Raw genomic sequence first — 22221 nt, 5'->3', positions numbered from 1 at the left:
ACGATGATCCGATCTGCTGTCACCATTGCGTTGGTTCCCCAGATAAAGTCCGGGCCATGGATTTTCTGGGAGGATTTGGAAAAGGGGATGGAAAAAGCGGCTGCCTTGGAATTTGACGGGGTAGAGCTTTTTACCCCTTCTTCCGATGCGCTTGAGCCGGACCGATTGAGAAGGCTATTGGAAAAACACCAACTCCAACTCGCAGCAGTGGGAACCGGAGCGGGAAAAGTCCTTCACGGGATGACTCTAACCGACCCCGATCCGGAAATTCGAAAAAAGGCCATTTCCTTCATTTCAGACATGATTTCCTTCGGAGCCCAATTCGGCGCACCGGCAATTATCGGTTCGATGCAGGGAAATGTCCTTGCTTCCGGAAACCGGGAAGAAACACTCGATTGCTTGGCTCAGGGATTGGAGATGTTGGGAAAAAAAGCTGAATCGGAGGGAGTTTTCCTGATCTACGAACCGCTCAATCGCTACGAAACCAACCTACTGAACACCTTGGAGTCAGGAAGTGCCTTTTTGGAAAAAAACAGATTGGGTAACGTCAAACTCCTTGCGGACCTTTTCCACATGAACATCGAAGAGGACAATCTGGCCCAATCCATCCGGGAATTTGGAACCTATATTGGCCACGTTCATTTCGCGGATTCCAACCGGAAGCCCATGGGATTTGGTCATACGGATATGGCACCTATTGCCAAAGCTCTAAAGGAAATTGACTATTCCGGCTATGTCTCTGCCGAGGCTTTCCCCTTTCCCAATCCCGACGCCGCCGCGGAACAGACGATCAAAGCCTTTCAAAGGTTTTTTAGGCACTAAGTAAGAAGTACGATTTACGAAATACGATTTACGTGGTCAATTTTAGGATTGAGCCTGCAAAATATAGAATTGAACCTCTGATTTTTGGCAAAACCAACTCCCCCTTTTCTAAAGGGGGCAAGGGGGAGTTAGCCGTTCATTTACCAGAAATTAGAATTAAAAAATATCGAACACCGAACGCTGAACACCGAACACCAAAGTTTAAAAATCCGAAATCCACAATCCGAAATCACATGAAACGCTTCTGCCTCACTCTTGACCTGATCGACGATCCCGAATCCATCAAACGCTACGAACAACATCACGCCCCCGGGGCTGCATGGCCGGAAGTCACCCAACACGACATCGACTGCGGAATTCTGAATATCGAGATCTTCCGCACCGGCAATCGGATGTTCATGATTTTGGAGACCGTGGACGAGTTTACCTTTGAGAAAAAGGCCGAAATGGACGCCGCCAATCCCATCATCGCCAAGTGGGAAGAACTGATGTGGGGTTTTCAGCAGCCTATTCCCTGGGCCAAGCCAGGAGAAAAATGGGTGCTGATGGATCGGATTTTCAAGTCCGGATTATAATAAATTCACCGCTGAGGAGCAGAGGGACGTCATTGCGAGTGACGCAGGAGCGAAGCAATCTTTATTGAAAATAAGTATCCTAAGAGATTGCTTCTTCGGTCCTACCTCCCTCCTCGCAATGGCGCAGCACTGATGGATCGGATTTTCAAGTCCGGATTATATTAGATTCACCGCAGAGTCGCAGAGGGACGTCATTGCGAGTGACGCAGGAGCGAAGCAATCTTAAAGAAATATAATAAGAGATTGCTTCGTCGGTCATACCTCCCCTCCACGCAATGACGCAGCACTGATGGATCGGATTTTCAAATCAGGTCTGTAAGAAATCACCGCAGAGTCGCAGAGGGACGTCATTGCGAGTGACGCAGGAGCGAAGCAATCTTAAAGAAAAATGAAAAGTGATTGCTTCGTCGGTCATAACACACTCCTCGCAATGGCGCAGCACTGATGGATCGGATTTTCAAGTCCGGATTATATTAGATTCACCGCAGAGTCGCAGAGGGACGTCATTGCGAGTAACGCAGTAGCGAAGCAATCTTAAAGAAAAATAATAAGAGATTGCTTCGTCGGTCGTGCCTCCCTCCTCGCAATGACGCAGCACTGATGGATCGGATTTTCAAGTCCGGATTATAATAAATTCACCGCAGAGTCGCAGAGGGCCGTCATTGAGAGTGACGCAGGAGCGAAGCAATCTTTATTGAAAATAAGTATTTTAAGAGATTGCTTCGTCGGTCGTACCTCCCCTGCTCGCAATGACGCAGAGTACAAAGAACTTTTGAGTAATCCGTAAACAGTCTCGGATTCCAGGATTTCTGCCAACTGAGACTGATTGCTGCAAACTTGATCTTAGCGCCTATGAAAACTGCATTTTTTATCCTGGTGATTTTGCATGGCCTGATCCATGTGATTGGGTTTGTCAAGGGGTATGAGCTCCGGGAAATCAAAGAATTTACCCTGCCGATTTCCAAACCGATGGGAATCGCCTGGCTTATCACCTGCCTGTTCTTTCTGGGCTATGGGCTGCTTTTTTCCATTTCCCACCGCTATGCCTGGGTTGTAGGACTGGCGGCGGTAGTGCTTTCCCAAATCCTGATCTTCTTGGTCTGGAAAGACGCCAAGTTCGGAACGCTACCCAATATCCTGATCCTGCTGGTGACGCTTGTTTCCATGGGTCAGTTTTTCTTTGAAAAGCGGGTTCAGGAGGAAACTGATGCCTTGCTCAGCCAGGTAAACCCAAGCCCTACCCAACCGATTACCGAAGACGAGCTTAGGGATCTGCCCGAACCGGTAAAAAAATGGCTTCACCGTTCGGGAATGGTAGGCCGACCCCGGCTCACCGTGGGCAAGGTCACCCAAAAAGCTGAAATGAAACTCAAGCCTGATCAGGAAAATTGGTTTCCTGCCAAAGCGGTCCAATACACCAGAATGGACGTTCCGGGCTTTATCTGGACAGTGGACGTGAAAATGAATCCGCTGGTTTTCTTCCGCGGCAGGGACAAATTTGCAGAAGGTCAGGGCCAAATGCTTATCCTGCTGGAGGCACTTTTTCCCATCGTGAACGCATCGGGTGAAAAACTCGACGAAGGAAGCCTGCAGCGCTACTTGGGGGAACTGGTTTGGTTTCCCTCCTTTGCCCTGAGCAAGGACATCACTTGGGAGCAACTCAGTGACACCAGTGCCAAAGCCACCCTGCAGGTCGGGGACACCCGGGGAAGCGGAACCTTCTATTTTACTCCGGAAGGGGACTTTTCCAGATTTTCCGCCCTGCGCTACCAAGGCAACGAAGCAGATGCCAAGCGTCAGGAATGGGTCATCCAGGCGACTCAACTCGGGGAGATGGATGGAATCCGCATTCCCACTCAGATGACTGCTACATGGAAACTGGACCAGGGAGACTGGACCTGGCTGAAGCTCCAAGTCACTGACATCCAATACAACGAACAGGCGCTTCGGGATAGAAAACCTGCAGACTGAAACTGATCACTTTTTCTTTGCGCCATTTGCGCCTCTGCGGTGAAAAAAGAAGATCTTCGCCCCAAAATAGAATCTCATGACCTTACCCGAAAAAATCAACCAAGCCCCCGAGTCCATTACCTTCCCCGAGGTCATCGCATACATCGACGCGCACTACGACTTCACCCCTACCCGCTTCACCAACGGTACCGCGGTCAACGAAGCCGGACAAAACAACGGCAGCTGCAAGATCTTCTCCTTCGCCAAACTTCAGGGCCTGAACCAAGCCCAAACCCTCGCCCTCTTCGGGGACTACTACCGCATCGATGTGCTGCAAAATCCACAGGGAACCGACCACCAAAACATCCGCAACTTTATCCAATTCGCTTGGGAAGGCATTCAGTTTGAAGGACAGGCGCTGAAGGAAAAGTAAAACCCTAACCCATCCTTCTCTTCAGGATTTGCAATCCTGGAGCCTTGTTTGGGAATTTTCAATTCCCTTATCCGAAGAATCGGATTAAAAATCCTACCACAAGCCCTCGGAATTGCAAATTCCGAGGAACGGAGAAAAGATTTTTTTTTGGGAAAGCCTTCCCTGAAGCTTTAGTAACTAAAAAATAATTTCTATTTTGAATCCGCAGGCGGGGCGGTTCCCGATGCACATTTTTAAACCCTGATTTTTAAACCAAATGACCGGAAAAATTCCAACGCTCAAGAGGCTATTCTCAGACGAGAGCAGCAAAACAACCGAGATCTACACCCACGTGACTTCAAAAGGCTTTGACCAAATCAAAAGCCCCTTGGACCAATTGGACTTGGATGATTAAGAACTAATTCGCAACTACCCGAAACTGGTTTCGCAATGTGTCCAAATAGGCATGCCCTACGAAACTGGTTTCGCAAACACAAACGTTTCCAGCAAGCGTAAAAGACAGACTACCTAATATAAACGAGAATGTAACTTTAAATGAAAGAAAAAAATAAAATACCTGCCGTTTTTAAGGAGGACTTGCAAAAGTTGCTCCAATCAATTAATGAAATGGAGCCGATTGAGAAAGGGGAAAGACTATGCAAAGTTTGTTCTAAAGTTATTTCATTGGAAAATATTCAGCTAATTATTCCAAGACAAGCCAACACTTTCGATTTCATCTGTGATAGTCCTGTTTGCGTGGAAGAGTATAACCGAAAAAAAGAAATTAAGAAATGAATGAGTTGCTAAAAATGATTTTGATTTTCGGTGTTACCCCTTTGCTAATTGCTTTTGGTTACATCTACCTTCTTGGCGAAGTTTGGTCCAAAGGAAAAATTGTTTTGGCGGATATTGCTTCTTTTTTCGGTTGGGCAGGAAAAGGAGTCAGAAAATATAGTGTAGAGCAAGAATACCAAGGAACTATAAACAGCATCATTCAAGATTACAATCAGAATTTTGAAAATCCGATTTTACCAAAATGTAAAATAGAATGGGTAACTGCTGAAAATCAACAAAACATTTTAAAAGAGGGCGAAGCAATCATTTGTTTGAGTTTCGACAAGAAAGACCACAACTTAAATTTTTATAATGCCACTTTGAACTTTGTCCAAACTGCCTTAATTGCAAAAGCAAAGGATTACCTTGATAAGCCCTCTTCAAAAGCAATTGACTTGCTTACAACTCACATTATTTTAAGAAATAATCGTAAAGAAGTCCTTACAACATTCCGAAAAAAACTGAATGAGTTTGATGATGAAACAAAAAAGGAATTTGAAACACTTGTCCCAACAAATGACAAAGGACTTTTCCTAAATATTCTTTTACCCGAATTTCATTTTTACGGGGAACTCATAGATACTTTACCGCCAAGTTCAGAATATAATACCGAAGCAAACGGATTATTTCATTGGTTCAAAGAACTGGCAACAAGAGAATTTGACGAAAGAACCAATCTAAAATACATTTCCAAGAATTTAAAGGTCGGAGTAATACTCGTTGGAAAAGACGAAACTTGGGAAAGTCAGGGTCCAGCAGCATATACAAAATGGGCTGATTATTACGCAACAGAGAACTACAACTCTGTTTATGTTTTGGCGAGAGGTAACAACGGTTACGAAAGAGCAACAACCGTTACCAAAATACTAACTCATTCAAAAGGCTTTGACCAGATAAATAAGAACCCGAAAATTAAATGTGTTTCGGCAGAAGGTCACGAATATATCGTTACATGTTACTCTCTTAGACCGAATAAAGCAACAATAGCATATTTAGCTTGGGAAAGTTTCAAAGACCATAATGCAAATGGAAGTTTAGTTCCTGCAATCGTTGATAGCGTTCAAAAAGAAACTGTAGTTGTAAACGCATTTGGATTGAAGTTTGAACTTCCAAACACTTTGCTTTCTGACATTGAAATTTCAGATGCGAGAAAGGTTTTTAATGTTGAAGATGAGCTTTATTTGACCATTGCAGAGTTTGACAGCGACAAACAACACATAGTTCTATCAAACAAAGGAACAGTTTCCGACCCTAAACACTTCATAGAAGCGGTTCTTAATGCAGATAAAATTTACCCTTGTAAGGTTGAAAAAATTCAGGTTGATAAACAAGGTTTACAAAGTGGTTTGAAAGTTTCAACACCTGAATTAAAGCATTGGGTTTACATTCCTAAATTTAAAGCGACACCGAGTAGGTTTCTTGACCTTACAACCAAGTTTCCAGCAGGAACAGAAGTAAATGTAATCATTGATAAATACTCTTCTTTTTCTTCCAACTTCGTGGGCTATTTAGAAAAATTAACTGACCCATGGGAAAGCAGCACCTTTAAGAAACTACAACCTCACGATATTTTAAATGTGACAGTCAAACAGATTAATGCATTTTCTGTAATCTGTGAGATTGAAGAAGGTCTTGAATGTGGCTTTTCTAAGCAAGAAATTTCATGGAAACCTGAAGAATGCAACACTTCAAAATTTAAAGTTGACGATAAGATTGAAGTAATCGTCGTTGCAATTGATACAGACAAAAAGCGAATTGATGTTTCGATAAAACGACTTTCCAAAACTCCTGAATTGGAATACTTTGATACCAATTCAAACAAGGTCGTTGATGTTGAAATTGCCAAAGTTGTTCCTGAAAAAGGAATTGCGGTGAAATATCCAGGAAGCACAAATACTGGTTTTATTCATTGGTTTGAAATTGGGTATGGTTCTGTTGGTAGGTTTGAAAACATCTACAAACAAGGTGATAAGATAAAAGCCGTAGTATCAGAATTTGATGCTGATAAGAATAGTTTAAAATTCAGTATCAAAAGACAATTCACTCACCAATTTGACGAATGGGCTGCTGCAATTGATGATGACGCCCCATTAAAAGGAAAAGTAATTGGCTACTTTGAAAATGCAGCACAAATTGAATTAACTCAAAACGGCTTTACAGTTCAGGCGTTCATTTTAAGAAAGTTAGTTTCAAATTTTGCCTTTGTTGAAAGTGAGGACTTGCCTTTTTACTTACCGGTTGGAGAGAGTTTCCATTTCTACATTTTTGAAATTAATGAAGACCGTAAAACGATTTCATTGATAAGAACAGAATATTTGGAGCAATCAGAAGAGCCGAATTATGGAGAAAAAATTAAAGTGAAATATGTAAAAGAAAACCACTCAAAAGGTTACTTCTATTCTGATGAATTAGAAGGCTGGACAAATGTTCCTGAAAAAGATATAAAGTTGGGTTCAACAATAGAAGTAATAGCAATTTCACATTCAACAGGGGAATATGAGATTGTCTGAAAAAACAAGAACGCCAGCTGGTAACAGGCGTTTGGCTCAATGAAGGGTGAAGTGGTTAATTGAACATTCTGCCTCGCATCAATCCCGAAAGCTTTCGGGATGATGTTTTGACAGTTTTGCTCCAAAATCCGCCACTACGCCAAGCCCGAAAACGTTCGCTGACTTTTGCCGAAGATGAAAAGTAAGACAAACATAAAACTTCCGCTGACAGAAGTTGAAAAAGCCAATTTGAGAAAGCATAAAATCAAAATTGCCAAGGTCCTTGACTTTGCAGCTGACGAATTGGAAGTTTTGCTTAACGTTACACCGGAACGGGCAAAGGAAATTTATGCCTTAGCAGAATTTCAAACCGTTCCATCAGTCGGAATAAAGTTTGCCGAAGACCTCGTTTTTTTAGGTTACTATTCACTCAACGAATTAAAGCAAAAAGACGGCGCTAAACTCACCGATGAATTCGAACAGAAAAAAGGATATTGGATTGACCCTTGCGTTGAAGACCAATTTAGATTAATCGTGAATTTTGCGAACACAAATGACACGAGTAAAACGTGGTGGGACTTTACTGAAGAACGAAAAAAGTTTCGCGCTGAAAACGGTTATCCAAAAAACAGGCCTCAAAAAGCGTGGTTTGAAGCATTGGGATATAAACTAAAAGACAATAAAGACAGCCACTGACAACAGCTTTAAAACATTACTTTTGGTTAATTATTTTTTGAAGGATAAAAGAAAGGCTTCATAGCCAAGCGTTGGCAATCCTTGGTCGGACAGAAAAAAATAAAAATCATGAGACGATACATCCTAATTGCAACAATACTGATTTCCATTAACTGTTTCGGACAAAGCGACAACCTGACAGTTGAGCAAGAAAGACTTTCCTTCATTAAAGGTAAATGGACAGTTGACGGAAGTGAATTGACCTATATTGAAATATGCGATTGGATACAGGGCAATCATCTTCAATGTGTATCATCCTCAAAAGAGAACAAGGCCGACAACTCAATTAGCTATTTCTCTTATTCTAAATTGGAAAATGCTTACATCTACTATGGACTATATGGAAGCGGTAATTCAAGAACTCTACGAGGACAATGGATTGACGACAGGTTTGTCTTTGAGGGACAGCGACAGACAGGAGATAATCTAACTAAGTGGAGAGTAACAATGAAACCGAACAATGGGAAAATAGATTTTCTTGAAGAAAGGTCGGTAGACAATGGGGAATGGAAAGAAAGTGCAAGATTTCAATACAAACCAGCTCCTGAACAGAACAATTAACGGTTGACCTCAAAAAGACGATTGCAATAATTTTTTACGGAAAAGATTAAATGGGAATTTCCATCAAAAGCATCCTGGATTACTTTTCAGGAAAACCAAAGTCGCTTTTTCTACTGGACGGTTTGGGTGCTGCACTGACCGCATTTTCCTTGTTTTTTGTAGTAAGACCTTACCACGATTACGTGGGTATGCCGGCAAACATGTTGACCTACTTATCAGCATTTGGTTTGGTTTACAGTGTTTATTCGATGTCTTGTTGCTTTTTTCTGAAAGGCTGTTGGACACCCTATTTAAGAATAATCGGTATAAGTAATTCTTTGTATTGTCTGTTGATCATGACCATGCTATATGCTTATTCCAACAGCTTAACACCATTAGGATTAGCCTATTTTCTGGTTGAAATTCTTATTATCGGATTGCTGGTTTACCTAGAGTTAAGTGTAGCAAACAGGTTAATGGCCAAGAAAACAGATTAAACTAGTAAGGAATATTCAGGCGAACTGGCAAGCACTGTTGGTAAAACAGATATTCCAGAATTTCATGCTGTCCCCAACTTTTGCGACTTTGAACCGTACGAAAGAAACAGGTACTTTTTCCCAACTCCACATCCTCTTTTACCATGTCGATTACCAAAGAATCCGAACTCCAGGGAATGAAAAAGGCCAGTGAGGCCGTCGCTTTTACCCTCAAGGAAATGTGCCGCTATGCCGAGCCGGGCATGACCACCCAGGAATTGGATCGGTTTGGGGCATCGCTGCTGTCCAGCTTTGGCGCAAAATCCGCCCCCTATTTGACCTATGGCTTTCCGGGTTGGACCTGCATCAGCGTCAACCGGGAGTTTTGCCATGGTATCCCTTCCTCCCGCCGGGTGTTGCAGGAAGGCGACCTGATCAACATTGATGTTTCCGCCGAACTGGACGGTTTTTGGTCGGACAACGGCAACTCCTTTGTCCTCGGCAAGGACATCCACCAGCACCAAAAACTGATCGATGCCTCCAAGGAAATCCTCCACAAAGCCATCTACTCCATCCAAGGCGGGGTTCGCCTGGCGGATTTGGGACACCTGATCGAAACCGAAGCCAAAAAACGCGGGTATAAGGTGATCAAAAATCTGAGCGGACATGGAATCGGCCGAAGTCTGCACGAAGCTCCTGCCGAAATCACCAATTTCAGAGATCGGTACAATCAGACCCGATTCAGGAAAAACTCGGTGGTTGCAGTGGAAACCTTCATTTCCACAACATCCACCTATGCGGAAACGCTCGAAGATGGCTGGACTATGGTTGGGGACAAAGGCGGATTTATGGCCCAGCACGAGCACACCTTGGTGGTGACCGATGGAAAACCCCTGATCCTGACCGAAATGAACGGCATCTGGAATTAAGTTCCATTGCCTGGATTTGGCTAGACTGAAGTTACTGAGAACCCATTACCCCTGACACGAATGAATACCCAACTAACGATCGAAAAACTTTCGTCGGAAAACCTCAGGGAACTGACCGAGCTGGTAGTGGAATTGTGGACCGACTGCAGGTTTCAGGAGGAATTTGAGCATTATCTAGGCTTGATCAACTCGGAAAACGAAGCTTGCTTCCTTCTCAAGGAACACACCGAATTCGTGGCGTTCCTTCATGTTTCCATTCGTCAGGACTATGTGGAAGGGGCGGAAACCACTCCAACCGCTTACCTGGAAGGGATTTTTGTGAAACCCAATTACCGAAAAAAAGGCCTTGCCAAACTGCTGATCAGTGAGGCGGAAAACTGGGCTCGCCAAAAGGGACTGAAGCAATTTGCCTCAGACACTCCCCTGACCAATCAGGCCAGCATCGATTTCCATAAAAAGGCAGGTTTCCGGGAAGTGGAACAAGTCGTATGCTTCATCAAGAATCTCGATTAAAATTGATTCCCTGACTAACTTCCAACAGGGAATCAATCGGTGGAGATGGTATCCACACCCTTTTACTTTTTTGAATTTGGAATCCAATCAAACATCTTCTCTAGGGGTAGTTTCTCTTTCCAAGCTTTGGAGTTCAGATTGGGGCCGGGTGGGATCCGTGATAGGTATCGGGAGTAAACCCACTCTCCAATCCCTTCAAATTTGCTATTCGCCATCGCCCATATCTCTGGGAAAAAACCGAAAAATAAGCTAGAATCGGGTATTAAAACTTGGCTTTTCCCACTCTAACTACCATGCTACACCTTTTCACCTTGCCCGCCGATGGGCTGATCGATTTCGCCTCTTTTGGGAATCTTCCCGTGAATTCCTTTTCTAGTCGCTAGCCACACCTTACTTATGATTACGAATCACCTCCTGACAGGCTTCACCTTTGGACTTTCCATCTCCATCGTTTCGTGGATGGTCGGAATGATCGGCAATGGTATTCTGGTGAAAACCCAGTACTACCCAAAACTGTCACACCTGAATTTCATCCCAAGCAGGGCAATGAACAAAGCGATCGGAATTGAGCAGTTCAAGTGGATCGTGAAAAACACGTTTTTCAGTTTTTTCAACCAAAGTATCAAGGTGGAAAGCAAAAACACCGATTTAAGCGCCATCCGCCATCAAATGACCCTTGCGGAAATCAGCCACCTGATCGGGTTTCTTTTTGTAGCTGCTTTTGCCTTGTTTCAGAGTTTCAACATAAGCATCGTTTTTGGACTCACCATGATGATCCCGAATGTGTTTCTGAATCTCTACCCTTCCCTACTCCAGCAGGAAAACAAACGAAGAATCGACCTACTTCTCAAACGCCAAAAAACCAGCTAACGCAAGTCATCAGACCTGCCAGTCCTCAGGCAGATTTGAGCTTCTATTCATGCAGTCTTTGCGGGGATTTGTGACTGGATCTGATCCTTTTCAGCATCCTTCCTTTGCCTACTTCCTTTTCCCTTCCTCTTCCTTCAGCCGCTTTTTGATTTTGCTGAGAAACTCCGCTGAAATCCCCAGGTAAGAAGCCACCCACTTCTGAGGGATGCGCAATTCGATCCGGGGATATTTTTGCCGGAAAGCCAAATACCTATCCTCGGCACTCATGCTGATATTCTGGACCACCCGCTGCTGAAACGCCACAAAAGCCCGTTGGGTAATCACCCGGAAGTAGCGCTCCAGTTTGGGGATTTGGTCAAAAAGTGATTCCAGTCCTTCGTAGGGCAGTTCAATCACCACGCTGTCTTCGATCGCCTGCACATTGAAGGTAGCCGGCACCTGCTGGATAAAACTGTTCAGATCGGAAATCCACCACCCCTCGATGGCAAACTGGACGATGTGCTCCTGCCCTTCCCGATCCACAAAATACGTCCTCAGACTCCCCTCCGTCACAAAGTTGGTACAGCGGCAGACGGCTCCCTCGTGAACGAGAAACTGCCCCTTTTTCACTTTTCGCTCCCTCAAAACGGCAGTGATCAGCTCCTTTTCCACCTCCGTGAGCACGATGTGCTTTTCCAGACTCTCCAGTAACAGGTTGGTTTTCATCTTGAACCAGTTCAATCCAATTTGATAATGCAGTTCATTTCTGAGGGCCTGCTTTCCGCGGAACTTTGAGCCATCAAAAAAACAAAGAAATCAAAAAAACAGAGGAAACCGAACATGGTCCCAAGCGAGACACAAGGGAAATCCCCAATCCTCACAAAAAGACATGCAGGAATCCATTTAAACCAATGATTACCATGAAACTACTCATTATCTACCACAGTGGTTTTGGTCACACCCAAGTTGTGGCCGAACACATCCGACTGGGTGCCAGCCGAGTCCTTCCGGATGTCCACCTGCTGACCACCAAAGAAGCGATGGAACAGCCCCAACTCCTCCTAGAGGCAGACACGCTGGTCTTTGGCAGCCCGACCTATTTTGGCAATGTATCGGCCGAGTTTAAGCAGTTTATGGAATCCACGGGTTCGGCCTGGTCCCGTCAACTCTGGAAAAACAAACTCGCTGCAGGCTTTACCAACTCCTCCAGTGTCAACGGGGACAAGCTGGCCACGCTGATCAGCCTTTCCCTTTTTGCCGCGCAACACAGTATGCTCTGGATCTCACTGGGCATGATGCCTCAGTACGATGAAAAAGGCCGGCAATTGCCCGAACACAACGGCATGGCAAGCTACCTCGGGCTGATGACCCTTTCGGACAATTCGCATCTGGAATTTCACCCACCGGCCGACCTGCTGAGTGCGGAGCTGTTTGGGATGCGGATCGCAGAAATCACCCTTCAGGTCAAATCAAAAGAAGCAGTACAACCTGTGAATACCCTTGAACACCAACATAACTACTGATGAAAAAACTACTGATCCTGGCTGGACTGATCCAGCCCTTTCTCGCCTTTGGCCAAGCCAAAGAAGAAGTCGGCCAAAGCCCCTGGGGCAAAGATGATGAAATCGGTGCGCTCAACCGGATGAGTGAGGAATCCAAACTGGCCATCCTGAGCCGAATCGCCTCCGGCAAGACCTACGACCTCAGCGTGGAATACTTTGTGGGCATGCCCAGCTTTCATGCCTTGGGCGATCCGGGCTACCAATTTTGGTTGACCCATACCCCGAGAGGAACGGTCGTCGACAATCCCAACGGACTGGGCGATACGATGAACAACAAAGTGAGCTACACCGGAGATGCCATCTCGATGTACACCCACATGGGCACCCACATCGATGCGCTCAATCACTTTGGGCTGAATGGGAAAATCTGGAACGGATTCAGCGCTGATCAGCACTTGGGGGACAAAGGCTGGAAGAAAACCGGCGCCGAAACCATCCCGACGATCATCGCCCGTGGTGTGCTCCTCGACATTCCTGCTGCGAAAAACACCGAGAGCCTTCCTCCAAACTACCGAATCACGTCCCAGGACCTGAAAGAAGCCCTGACCCGTCAGGGACTTAGCCTCCAGGCGGGAGATGTGGTGCTGATCCGGACCGGTCAGGCGCGGCAGTATGAAGACGCCGCCAAATACCTCGACCAATATCCAGGCATCAACCTCGACGCCGTCAAATGGCTGGTGGAGGAAAACCAGGTGATGTTGCTGGGCGCGGACAACCTGAGTTTTGAGGCCTTTCCACCAGAGCGGGAAGACAATTGGGTGCCGGTGCATACCTATTTACTGGCCGAAAAAGGCGTGATGTTTATCGAACAGATGAATCTCGAGACCTTGGCCCAAGATCAGGTGTATGAATTTGCCTTTATCGCCTCCTCGCTCAAACTCCGGGGTGCGAGCGCCGCACCGATGCGTCCGATTGCGCTGCCGATCCGACCAAAACACTAAACCAACGCTTTTCGGTATCCGGTGCAGCCTATACCTATTGCAGGGGCCGATTAAGCCAAAGGGGCCGGAGGGATCAAAACGCCCTCCTCCCCTTTCCCTTATTTCCCAAAAATCCACTTTCAACTTCCCAATTCCCCTCTTCAAACCCATGAACAAATTCCACTTTCTGACGATCCTCGCAGGCCTGACCTTGCCCCTGCAAATCGCCTTCAACAACAAGCTGACCACCTTTTCCGGCAATCCGGTCACCTCCTCCTTGATCTCCTTTTCGGTGGGTACCATTGCCTTGCTGATATACAGTCTGAGCAAGCTGACCGAACTGCAAAAATCATTGCATCAGGTCCACCAGGCCCCCATCTATGCCTGGATGGGAGGACTGGTCGGGGCTTTCTATATCATCACCACCGTGGTCGCTTCCCCCCGGATCGGGATCGCCACTTTCTTAACCTTAGTCATCGGAGGACAGCTGGTGATGTCTCTTTTATTGGATCACTACGGCTGGTTGGGCACCCCCATCAAACCTATCAACCTCTCCAAAATCCTGGGAATGATACTCGTGGTAGGTGGAATCCTGCTGATCAAAAAGTAAATCCAATCCAGCTACTGGGGATTTCCCCCTCCTAGTTTTTACCCCTTCGGATATGGCCATCCTTAGGCACAAATCCGAGGTAAAAAGCAAGCAAAAGTGCAATTCCGAGGTTCGGTTTGGAGAAATTCAAACAAAGATTCCATTGATCAGGTTACGCGAGTAAGTTTCCTCTTTTTAGGAGGCAATCCGGCTTAGCGTACCCGTTTTGGATTACTTTTTCTCAACCAACCCTCCACCGGCACCATGAATCGAATACTTTTACTTTTGACCTTCCTGCTATTTTCTCACCTTGGCTTTGGGCAGAAAGATTTTGCATCGCTAACGGATTTTTATCAGACTGAAAAAAACTTTAACGGAGTAGTCCTGGTAGCCACAGACGGAAAAATTGATTTCCTGACCGGAGTAGGTCTGGCTAACCGGCAAAGCGGAAATCTCATAGAACCCACCTCCAAGTTCAAAATCGCTTCCATCACGAAGACCTTTACCGCCGTGCTGATTCTTAAGCTGTACGAGCAAGGTAAAATTGATCTTCAGGCGCCATTGGGCACTTACCTTCCTGCCTACCAAGGGGAAGCAAAGGACAAGGTGACCATTCACCAGTTGCTTACTTACAGTTCAGGCATCCCCAACTGCGAAGGAGACACAGGCATCGGCGTGTATCAAAGTATCCTCTCGGTGGATGAGTTTATTGACAAGCACTGCAGCGGCAAGTTGGAGAATGAACCGGGTAAACAGTTTAGTTACAACAATGGCGATTACATAATTCTGGGTCGCATCATTGAAAAAGTCACCGGAAAATCCTTTGCGCAAAATTTAAGGGAAGAAATTTTTCAACCCTTGAACATGGTCAATACCGACTTGCTTTACAGCAGGGATATTATCAAAGGCTTGGTGGAAACCTACAATCTGGATGACAGCTCGCGGTTATTTTACAAAGACGACCCGATGTATATCGAGAATTACTTTTCGGCAGGAGCGATGTATTCCACCGCGGAGGATTTGCTGAAGTTTGACGAAGGGATTTTCAAAGCCAAATTATTGAGCCAAAAAACGTTGGAGTTGATGCTTACCCCCTATCCTGAATTCTATGGGGTAGCATATGGATTTTGGGTCTCGGACACCACCTTTGGGGACCAAACCTTCAAAGCCGCAAACCGGCAAGGGTCCATCTGGGGAGCAAATGCCAATTGGCTGCACCTGACCGAAGGGAACAAAACCTTCCTGGTGCTGAGTAATACGAATGCCACCAATTTGCCGGAGTTTACGGAGCAGTTGGTTATCCTTGCCACGGGCAAAAAAGCAATCGAATTCAATTAATCGCCGATAGGTGGAAATTCTTTGAACAGGACTCCTATTTTAGCAACTCACAAACTTTTCAATCCTTTGCCATGAACCTAATCGAACTGAAAGAAAATGAGCAATTCCTTGCTGAAAAAGGAAGCAAAGAACAGTTTCTAAAACTGAGACGACTTTTAAATGAGCTCAAAAACAGATATTTACCGGAGTCCATCGTGACCTCGATAAATGGGAAACTGGAGGAAATCAATGCCACTTCACTGACAGGCAAGCCCCTTCAAAAATTCCTTACCGCCAAACTCACAGACATTTTAAAACAGTTGGAAAAAGAACTCAAGCTCGTCCCAAAGGACCATTTCCGTACCCAATGGATGGTGGTGGGGATGTCAGCTTTTGGACTTCCTTTTGGGGTAGCGTTTGGATTGAGTCTAGGAAATTTAGCATACTTGGGCTTGGGCTTACCTTTCGGAATGGCGATTGGCATTGCACTTGGAACGAGCATGGATGAGAAAGCGAAGAAGGAAGGCCGGCAACTGAATCTTACTTCTGAAGAGTAATCCGGATATTCACTGCAGTTGAAGCTTTTTTCCTCTTACAGATTATGCAGATCAACACAGATTCCCTGTGGATTAAAAATGAATGATTCACATTGAGACTTAAGGCAGTCAATAAAATTGAAGAATCTGTGCCCTCTGTGAGGGATAATTCTTTTCGAAATCTCCATTTTCCTCCGTGAACGTTGCAGTAAATCTATTGTGCACCTCTCCTATTTTCTGTGTATCTCTGTAGCAGAAAATCACCCTTCCATGAAAAGATTCTTCATCCTCCTTGCCTTCCTGCTTTCCACCGGACTTTTTGCACAGACTCCTGACCGCACCAAACTGGAAGCCCTGACTGAAAAACACTGGCAATCCGGTCTCCGCTTGCTTAATGAGATTGTCGCTATGCCCAATGACGCGGTATTTCCTGAGCAAATCGAGGTGAATATCAAATGGTGTGAGCAGGTTTTCGCCGCAAGAGGCTGGACCCAGGAGCGACTGGAAACGGGAGGAATTCCATTGCTTTTGGTGGAGAAAAAGCAGCCCAACGCCAAGAAAACTGCCCTTTTCTACTTTCACGTAGACGGTCAGGCCGTGGACATCAGCAAGTGGGATCAGCCCAATGCCTATGAACCTGTCCTCAAAGCCCAAACTGCTTCAGGAACTTGGGAGGTTCTTCCTATGGAAAAACTGCGAACCGAATACAATCCGGATTGGCGGGTTTTCGGCCGCTCGACTTCCGATGACAAAGGCCCCTTGGCTATGCTGATTACAGCTTGGGATGCGCTGACCGAGGCGGGAATCTCTCCTGATTATTCGGTGAAAATTATCCTGGACTTCGAAGAGGAACAGGGTTCGCCCCGACTTCCCGCAGCGGTGATTCAATACAAAGACAAACTCGCTGCCGACCTGATGCTAATCATGGACGGCCCACGACATACTTCAAATCTGCCAACACTCAGCTATGGGGCAAGGGGAATTTCAGAGCTTTTTCTGACTACCTACGGGCCCAAACTTCCCCAGCACAGCGGCCACTATGGCAACTATGCTCCCAATCCTGCCCTATTGATGTCTCAGCTGTTGGCCTCCATGAAGGATGAAAACGGACGGGTGGTTATTCCGGGATTTTACGATGGCATCACGTTCACGGATGCGGAGCGGAAGATTTTCGCCGCCGTACCGGACAACGAAACTGCTGTGAAAAAGCGATTGGGCCTAGGCCGAACTGATCAAGTAGGCCAAAGCTATCAGGAAAGCATCAATTACCCATCCCTGAATATCCGGGGCATGTCTGCCGGATACACCGGTGCACAAGCGACCACCATCATCCCGGCTACAGCCGTGGCAGAACTTGATATGCGATTGGTACCGGAATCCGATCCTGTTCGTCTCTTTGGCCTGATCAAAGACCATATCCGAAAGCAGGGTTTCCACATCGTTGAAAAAGACCCCACCGACGAGGAGCGTATGACCTATCCCAAAATCGTGAAGGTGAATACGTCCATTTCTTATCAAGCCTTCCGTACTCCGATGGATTCCCCGACTGGGGCATGGCTGAGAAAAGCGATGAACCGGGCTTTTGGTCAGGATCCGGTACAGATCCGAATTTCCGGCGGTTCGATTCCGATTTCTCCATTTGTGGATGCCTTGGGTATTCCGGCAGTCACCATCCCTACCGTCAATGCCGACAACAATCAGCACAGTCCGAATGAAAATCTCCGACTTGGAAACTACAAAGAGGGGATTCTGACGATTATGAGTGTGTTGAGTGAGAAAATGTATTGAGTTGGGAGGTGATTCAGCGTTCGATATTCGATGTTCTTTGTTTCTAGGTTATCGGGTTGTCAGCTGCGCGTTGTCTTGTTGTACCCTCCGACCCTCCCGAAATTCTTCAGGACAGGCTCTCAAGGGGGAGTGAATGAAACTGCTCGTTATGGATTTGTGCTTTCGAATGGCTAAGCAGTGCTGGGTCAACTTTCTTAACTAGGTCGGAGTCTCGGATTTTTTAAACTTCAGTGTTCGAGATTCGATGTTCGAGATTTTTTTCAGGGTTGTAAAATTCCAAAGTGGGAAGGTATCCTTTGGCTAAAACTTCAACTTTAACCAAAGCTTCGTATTTCGTACTTCCTACCTCGAATTTCGAAGTTCTTCTTCCCCTAAAAACAGCACCAGTCTTAGCGTCCCGTAATCGAATTTCCCTTCGAAATACTCGAAGTAGGTCTTGAGGGAATCGAATTTCCCGGCTACGGACTGAATTTCCTTGATGTCCTTTTCGGCCACCAATTGCTCCAATTTCAACTTCCCGGATTTGACTCCTTGGCCCAAATGGCCCATAATGGTGGACAGAGTAAACTCCCGTTCTTTGGCAATTTCCTCCGGACTTTTGCCGGAAAGGAATAGCTGAACGCTGAGTTCCTTCGTGTTTTCCTTCTTCTCCTTTGGGGGCTTCGGCAGCTTTTCTTTGGATTTTTTCTTTCCGGTCTTGGTGGATGCCTCCGCTTTTTTGGGATTGTTTTCTCTGATTTTAGCGAGGATGGACTTTCGCTTCTTGGCCACCAACTGATCCACGTCGGTCAGTTTTCCGGTATTTTCCCCTTTCAAAATGGCCTGAATCAGTCGGGCACTTCTGGCGATACCGGCATATTTTCGGAGGAGTTCGAATTCGAGTTCCTCCAGTCCGCTTTGATAGGTTTTGATCCGGGAAAAATCCTCCACTTTGACCTCATGTTCCATCAGGATTTCCAGTGCCTGATCCAGAAAGCCCAGGTAATATTCAGTCCCTTTTTCCAGACGCTGCAGGAGCTTTTCCTGCTCTCCCATTCTCAAAAGATTGCCCAATTGAGCGACGAATTTCCCCGTATTTTCCCGCTCAGAGCCCAATAATTCAAACAGCTGAGGAAGATCCTGACGAAGACTTTCATCTTCAAACTCCATACTGCTGTCCTGATTTTTATCAAATTGATTCAGGGAATTTCGGAGGCTTTCAAACTCGAATGTATCCTGAATCAGTTCCGCCAAATATTGGGTTTGACGCTCGGAAAGCAGTTCATTCAAGGAATGCTGATGGGCAGCACCTTGGGTAAAGTCCACCACTTTGGGATCGGAATAGATGACATCCGGCTGGACACGGGTTTGGAGGATCAAGCCATCCAAACTTCTTAGCCTACTCAGTGCCACATAGACCTGCCCCGGAGCAAATGCCTGCCCCACATCAATAATGGCCCGGTCGAAGGTCAATCCCTGACTTTTATGCACCGTGACCGCCCAGGCCAACTTGATCGGATACTGGGAAAAAGTCCCGATCACTTCCTCCTCCAGTTCCTTGGTTTCTGGGTTGATCTTGTACTTTTTGTTCTCCCATAGCTCCTTTTTCAGGACGTATTCCTCACGGGAATCATCCATTTCCACCCAAATCTGATCCTCTTCCAGGTTCGTTACCGTGGCGAGCTTTCCGTTGAAATAGGAAGAAAGTCCCGAGGAGTCATTCTTGATAAACATGACCCTGGCTCCCACCTTGAGTTCGATGGATTGTGGAAGGGGAAAAAGGTTTTCGGGAAAGTCCCGCTCCACATCGGCATCATAAAAGAAAGAAGGCGAATCCAAACTTCTCAACTCCCGGAGATTGAGTTCGTCGGCCTTGTAATTGTGAGTGGTCAGGGTGATACAGGGCGGCAGATCACGGATTTCATCCGGAGTCCGAAAGTGCTGATTGAGGACTTTCACATCCTCGGCAGTGGCCCGGTTGTCCCGCAAATGATTCAAAATTCGGATAAAAACGTCATCCTGTTGCCGGAAGATTTTGTCAAGCTCGAGGTAGATCATCCCGGAGTTTTGGAGGGCTTTGGCCTCAAAAAAATGCATGGACTTGTAAAACCGGCTCAGCACCGTCCATTCCTGATCTTTGACTACGGGAGGAAGCTGGTACAAATCCCCGATCAGCAGCACCTGAACTCCTCCAAATGGAATCTTGAAATTTCGTTTGACACTGCGCATGCGGTAGTCAACTGCATCCAGAATGTCCGCACGCAGCATGCTGACCTCATCGATCACAAGCAGATCGATGGACTTCAGTACCGTCCTACGGATATGGTTCAGTGGATGCTTCCTGGCCAGGGTCTGCTGGGTAAAAAACCCATGTTGGTCCGTAAAATTCCCTTCTGCCTCGTTGGTAGGCAGAAAAGAACCAAACGGAAGCAAAAACTGGGAATGGATGGTCACTCCCCGGGCATTGAGCGCTGCAATGCCTGTAGGTGCTACGATCACAAATTGCTTGTGGGTCAGTCGGCTGAGATCCCGCAAAAAAGTCGTCTTGCCTGTACCCGCTTTGCCTGTCAAAAAAATCGGAGCTCCGGTGGTATTGACAAACCTGGCCGCAAACTCCAGTCGGTCAGTTGATTCATTATTCATCAAACTAAATTACCATTAAATCCTGAAGCTGTCTCCCTCGGTAGGAGAATTACAGCTGCATTTCCAAAAACAAATCCGGAATAGGGAAAACCAAGGAGTTGGAAATAATTCAGTAGATTTAAAAGTCATCCGATTATCAATGAAAAAACTTCTTGCGGTAACTTCTGTAATCCTTTTCCCACTTACAGTTTTGTCCCAGGCGAATCACAAAGCTTTCCAACCGATCAGCACCAAAACGCTTTCAGAGCGCTGGGAACTTGGTCTTGAGACCAACCGGGGGACTTTTCGACTTACCTCCTACAAGCCATTTTTCATCAACGCAGTCAAGTGGAGTAACAATCCCAACCAACTTCCTCAAAGCGAAAATCCAGTCTATTCCTCCACTGAGGAATTGGACTTGAAATCCTATGAGGCAACCTTTCAGCTGAGTTTCAAAACCAAAATCGCGCAGTCGCTATTTTCCGGAAAAGGCGATATCTGGTTGGCTTTTACCCAAAAGGCCTTTTGGCAAGTGTACAATTTGGAGCGATCCCGAGCCTTCCGGGAATTGAACTTTGAGCCGGAGTTAATCTTCAATTATCCGGTTGATTTCAACTTTTTTGGAATGAAGGGAAAAATGCTGGGTTTTGCCCTGAATCACCAATCCAACGGCAGGGATATTCCACTTTCCCGAAGCTGGAACCGGATAATTTTCCATGTGGGACTGGAAAGGAATAATTGGTCACTTATCCTAAGGTCGTGGATCAGAATACCGGATAAAGACGATCAAAATCCGGAAATCACCAATTACATCGGAAGAGCTGAGGCCACGGTAACCTATTCCAAAGGAAAGCACAGCATTTACCTGATTGCAACCAATTCCCTGAAAATCAAAGACAATCACGGCGGAGCCCAATTGACTTACGAATACCCGATCATGGAACACCTGAGGGCCCAAGTGCAGTTGTTTACCGGTCACGGGGAAACACTAATTGATTACAATCATCGGCAGACCACCCTTGGGTTTGGGATTTCCTTTGTGGATTGGTAAGTATCAAAATTGGGATTAACCCTGAAAAAGGGAATGCCGTAAGTACTACTTTAGCTTTTAAAAAAATCCCACATCAACATGTACATCCATCCAAAAAACAACTGGGAAGAAGAACCCGAGATCATAGATTTTTTGAAGAAAAATGCCTTTGCAACGCTGGTAAGCCAAGTGGAAGGAAGGCCTTGGGCTACCCATCTCCCTTTTGTCCTGGATAAAAACTCAAGTGGTGACCCTGTCCTCCATGGGCACCTTGCCAAAGCCAATATTCAATGGAAGTCCCTTCCTGAAAACGGAGATGTTTTGGTCATTTTTCAGGGGCCGCATGCCTACATCTCATCCTCTTGGTACAATCACGAGAATGTCCCAACCTGGAATTACTTGGCCGTGCACGTGTACGGGAAAATCAGAATTATCGAAGGGGAAGAACTGATGCATCACCTCAAAACTTTGGTGGATGTGTACGAGCATGGGCGTCCAAACCGGGTGCATGTGGAAACGATGAGTCCAGCTTATGTGGAAAGTCAAGTTCGGGCATTGGTAGGCTTTAAAATCAAAATCGAAGAGGTGCAGGCGAGTGCCAAGCTTTCCCAAAACCGGGACGATGTCAATTATCACAACATTGTGAAAAAACTGGATGAAAGTCCCTTTCCTCTGGATAAAGAAGTATCTGAAGAAATGCGTAAACGAAGACCGCTGTAAACAAAAAAGAGCCCCGATTGGGGCTCTTTCCATT

At 45.9% G+C, this 22221-nt stretch carries 23 protein-coding genes; 21 read left to right on the top strand and 2 right to left on the bottom strand.

Annotated elements, in window-relative coordinates; genetic code table 11:
• The first annotated feature begins 3 nt into the window (after positions 1-3).
• From D0X99_RS06705 to D0X99_RS06645, 13 genes are all read left to right on the top strand, one after another.
• Positions 4-822 carry a sugar phosphate isomerase/epimerase family protein gene (locus D0X99_RS06705; protein WP_119476849.1) on the top strand — a complete coding sequence of 273 codons (819 nt, stop codon included), beginning with the start codon at positions 4-6 and terminating at the stop codon, positions 820-822.
• A 233-nt stretch (positions 823-1055) separates the two neighbouring features.
• Positions 1056-1397, top strand: a complete 342-nt coding sequence (locus D0X99_RS06700) for an L-rhamnose mutarotase (protein ID WP_119476992.1) — start codon at positions 1056-1058, stop codon at positions 1395-1397.
• Between the two features lie 852 nt (positions 1398-2249).
• Positions 2250-3368 (top strand): DUF6544 family protein, encoded by a 1119-nt coding sequence (locus D0X99_RS06695; RefSeq protein WP_119476848.1) that lies wholly within the window; start codon positions 2250-2252, stop codon positions 3366-3368.
• A gap of 76 nt (positions 3369-3444) precedes the next feature.
• Positions 3445-3780, top strand: a complete 336-nt coding sequence (locus tag D0X99_RS06690) for a HopJ type III effector protein (protein WP_119476847.1) — start codon at positions 3445-3447, stop codon at positions 3778-3780.
• Positions 3781-4036: 256 nt separating this feature from the next.
• The gene (locus tag D0X99_RS06685) at positions 4037-4174 is read left to right on the top strand and encodes a hypothetical protein (protein WP_199708033.1); all 138 of its coding nucleotides are present in this window, start codon (positions 4037-4039) and stop codon (positions 4172-4174) included.
• 140 nt (positions 4175-4314) lie between these two features.
• Positions 4315-4554 (top strand): hypothetical protein, encoded by a 240-nt coding sequence (locus D0X99_RS06680; protein ID WP_119476846.1) that lies wholly within the window; start codon positions 4315-4317, stop codon positions 4552-4554.
• Positions 4551-7103 carry a S1 RNA-binding domain-containing protein gene (locus tag D0X99_RS06675; RefSeq protein ID WP_119476845.1) on the top strand — a complete coding sequence of 851 codons (2553 nt, stop codon included), beginning with the start codon at positions 4551-4553 and terminating at the stop codon, positions 7101-7103. Before D0X99_RS06680 ends, D0X99_RS06675 begins: the two co-directional genes overlap by 4 nt.
• 174 nt (positions 7104-7277) lie before the next feature.
• Positions 7278-7778: a helix-hairpin-helix domain-containing protein gene (locus D0X99_RS06670; protein ID WP_119476844.1), complete on the top strand. Its 501-nt coding sequence runs from the start codon at positions 7278-7280 to the stop codon at positions 7776-7778.
• A gap of 108 nt (positions 7779-7886) precedes the next feature.
• Entirely contained in the window at positions 7887-8378 is a 492-nt protein-coding gene (locus tag D0X99_RS06665) for a hypothetical protein (protein WP_119476843.1), read from the top strand.
• A 50-nt stretch (positions 8379-8428) separates the two neighbouring features.
• The gene (locus D0X99_RS06660) at positions 8429-8854 is read left to right on the top strand and encodes a hypothetical protein (RefSeq protein WP_119476842.1); all 426 of its coding nucleotides are present in this window, start codon (positions 8429-8431) and stop codon (positions 8852-8854) included.
• Between the two features lie 143 nt (positions 8855-8997).
• On the top strand, positions 8998-9762 hold the full coding sequence (gene map, locus D0X99_RS06655) for a type I methionyl aminopeptidase (protein WP_119476841.1): 765 nt from the start codon (positions 8998-9000) through the stop codon (positions 9760-9762).
• Between the two features lie 60 nt (positions 9763-9822).
• Positions 9823-10275: an aminoglycoside 6'-N-acetyltransferase gene (aac(6'), locus tag D0X99_RS06650; RefSeq protein WP_119476840.1), complete on the top strand. Its 453-nt coding sequence runs from the start codon at positions 9823-9825 to the stop codon at positions 10273-10275.
• Positions 10276-10671: 396 nt separating this feature from the next.
• A complete protein-coding gene (locus tag D0X99_RS06645) occupies positions 10672-11145 on the top strand; it encodes a glycosyl-4,4'-diaponeurosporenoate acyltransferase CrtO family protein (RefSeq protein WP_119476839.1) in 474 nt (157 codons plus the stop codon).
• Between the two features lie 108 nt (positions 11146-11253).
• Here D0X99_RS06645 and D0X99_RS06640 read toward each other — a convergent pair whose 3' ends face one another.
• The gene (locus D0X99_RS06640; protein ID WP_119476838.1) at positions 11254-11850 is read right to left on the bottom strand and encodes a Crp/Fnr family transcriptional regulator; all 597 of its coding nucleotides are present in this window, start codon (positions 11848-11850) and stop codon (positions 11254-11256) included.
• Positions 11851-12044: 194 nt separating this feature from the next.
• Between D0X99_RS06640 and D0X99_RS06635 the strand changes: the two genes are divergently transcribed.
• The 6 genes from D0X99_RS06635 (at position 12045) to D0X99_RS06610 (ending at position 17836) form a co-directional block, all read left to right on the top strand.
• Positions 12045-12647, top strand: coding sequence for a flavodoxin family protein (locus tag D0X99_RS06635; protein ID WP_199708028.1), 603 nt, complete (start codon positions 12045-12047; stop codon positions 12645-12647).
• Positions 12647-13627, top strand: coding sequence for a cyclase family protein (locus D0X99_RS06630; protein WP_119476837.1), 981 nt, complete (start codon positions 12647-12649; stop codon positions 13625-13627). The genes D0X99_RS06635 and D0X99_RS06630 overlap by 1 nt, the downstream gene beginning before the upstream one ends.
• 148 nt (positions 13628-13775) lie before the next feature.
• The gene (locus D0X99_RS20375; RefSeq protein WP_158587680.1) at positions 13776-14216 is read left to right on the top strand and encodes a DMT family transporter; all 441 of its coding nucleotides are present in this window, start codon (positions 13776-13778) and stop codon (positions 14214-14216) included.
• 243 nt (positions 14217-14459) lie between these two features.
• Entirely contained in the window at positions 14460-15533 is a 1074-nt protein-coding gene (locus tag D0X99_RS06620; RefSeq protein ID WP_119476835.1) for a serine hydrolase domain-containing protein, read from the top strand.
• A 71-nt stretch (positions 15534-15604) separates the two neighbouring features.
• Positions 15605-16069, top strand: coding sequence for a hypothetical protein (locus D0X99_RS06615; RefSeq protein ID WP_199708026.1), 465 nt, complete (start codon positions 15605-15607; stop codon positions 16067-16069).
• A gap of 249 nt (positions 16070-16318) precedes the next feature.
• Positions 16319-17836: a M20/M25/M40 family metallo-hydrolase gene (locus tag D0X99_RS06610; RefSeq protein WP_119476834.1), complete on the top strand. Its 1518-nt coding sequence runs from the start codon at positions 16319-16321 to the stop codon at positions 17834-17836.
• 342 nt (positions 17837-18178) lie between these two features.
• Here the strand turns inward: D0X99_RS06610 and D0X99_RS06605 are convergent, their stop codons facing one another.
• Positions 18179-20458: a helix-turn-helix domain-containing protein gene (locus D0X99_RS06605; RefSeq protein ID WP_119476833.1), complete on the bottom strand. Its 2280-nt coding sequence runs from the start codon at positions 20456-20458 to the stop codon at positions 18179-18181.
• Positions 20459-20597: 139 nt separating this feature from the next.
• Here D0X99_RS06605 and D0X99_RS06600 point away from each other — a divergent pair, with 139 nt between their 5' ends.
• A complete protein-coding gene (locus D0X99_RS06600; protein ID WP_119476832.1) occupies positions 20598-21488 on the top strand; it encodes a phospholipase A in 891 nt (296 codons plus the stop codon).
• Between the two features lie 78 nt (positions 21489-21566).
• Entirely contained in the window at positions 21567-22187 is a 621-nt protein-coding gene (locus D0X99_RS06595; protein ID WP_119476831.1) for an FMN-binding negative transcriptional regulator, read from the top strand.
• The last annotated feature ends 34 nt before the right edge of the window (positions 22188-22221 follow it).

The organism is Algoriphagus lacus (assembly GCF_003583985.1).
GTDB classification, from domain to species: domain Bacteria; phylum Bacteroidota; class Bacteroidia; order Cytophagales; family Cyclobacteriaceae; genus Algoriphagus; species Algoriphagus lacus.
The sequence above is the reverse complement of the archived record's forward strand: the minus strand, read 5'-3'. Positions and strand labels throughout refer to the sequence as shown.